Source organism: Bradyrhizobium sp. LeoB3, assembly GCF_055456055.1.
Genome location: NZ_JBVBEF010000310.1, coordinates 1 through 964 on the forward strand (window position 1 = coordinate 1; position 964 = coordinate 964).

Annotated in this window: 2 protein-coding genes; one reads left to right on the forward strand and one right to left on the reverse strand. The window is 61.2% G+C overall.

From position 1 onward, the window contains the following. A partial coding sequence (locus tag ACZXDY_RS46045) for an SDR family oxidoreductase (RefSeq protein WP_464350032.1) occupies positions 1-530 on the forward strand: 530 nt, incomplete at its 5' end. Between the two features lie 44 nt (positions 531-574). Here ACZXDY_RS46045 and ACZXDY_RS46050 read toward each other — a convergent pair. Next, a complete protein-coding gene (locus tag ACZXDY_RS46050) occupies positions 575-730 on the reverse strand; it encodes a hypothetical protein (protein WP_464350033.1) in 156 nt (51 codons plus the stop codon). Positions 731-964: the final 234 nt, after the last annotated feature.

Here is a 964-nt window from a genome sequence, read left to right on the forward strand (position 1 = left end):
CGCAACGCTATTCGTTCGACGGGGTGGTCAACAATGTCGGACTAGTCCGGCTGCATCGGGTCGGCGAGATCGAACTCGATGATGTCGAAGATATGATTCGCGTCAACGTGCATCCGACCATCCAGACCGTGCAGGCGGTTCTGCCGACGTTGAAGGCGAAGGGTTGGGGGCGGATCGTGAATATCACCAGCCTGGTGACGGTCGGGGTCGCACAGCGAAGCGGCTATGCAGCTGCAAAGGCAGCGGTCGCCAGCCTGACGCGAACCTGGGCGATTGAGCTGGCGGAGGCAGGTATTACCGTCAATGCGGTAGCGCCTGGACCAGTGGAGACGGAGCTATTTCGTCAAAACACGCCGGTGGGAAGTGAGGCCGAGGGTCGTTTCCTGTCGATGATTCCTATGCGGCGTCTCGGGAAGCCGGAGGAGATCTCGGCTGCCATCGCGTTCCTGCTCTCAGAGGAAGCTGGCTTCATCACTGGACAAACGCTGTTCGTCGATGGGGGTGGCTCGATCGGTAGGACTGTCATTTGACCGGTGCCATTGCGGTCTACGGATATTGCGAGTGAGGGCGGCGCTCACGCGCCGCCGAACTTCCAGACCGGAATGCCCAGCTTCTTGGCCTTGTCGGTGAGGTTGTCGTTGATGCCGGTGCCAGGGAAGTGCATGACGCCGTTGGGCACGATCTCCAGCATCTGGTCGTTACGTGAGCGCCGCGCCGCCGACGCGAGCATGACACGAGCGGCCCTGAAGTTGGCCGGGAAGGCAACTGGGACGTCGCCGGCAACAACGGTCCGCCAGCGGTCGGCGGTAATTATGAAAGCTAAGCGCAAGCAACATGAGATGACCCCCAGCAGCATCGTCCCGCGGGCTGATCAAGAGCGAACTCGTTCAACAATGATGGCCTGGCGCGTGCACGAGTTTGGGCCGCCAGAGATTATGAAGTTCGAGCGCGTCTCGCGGCCCGA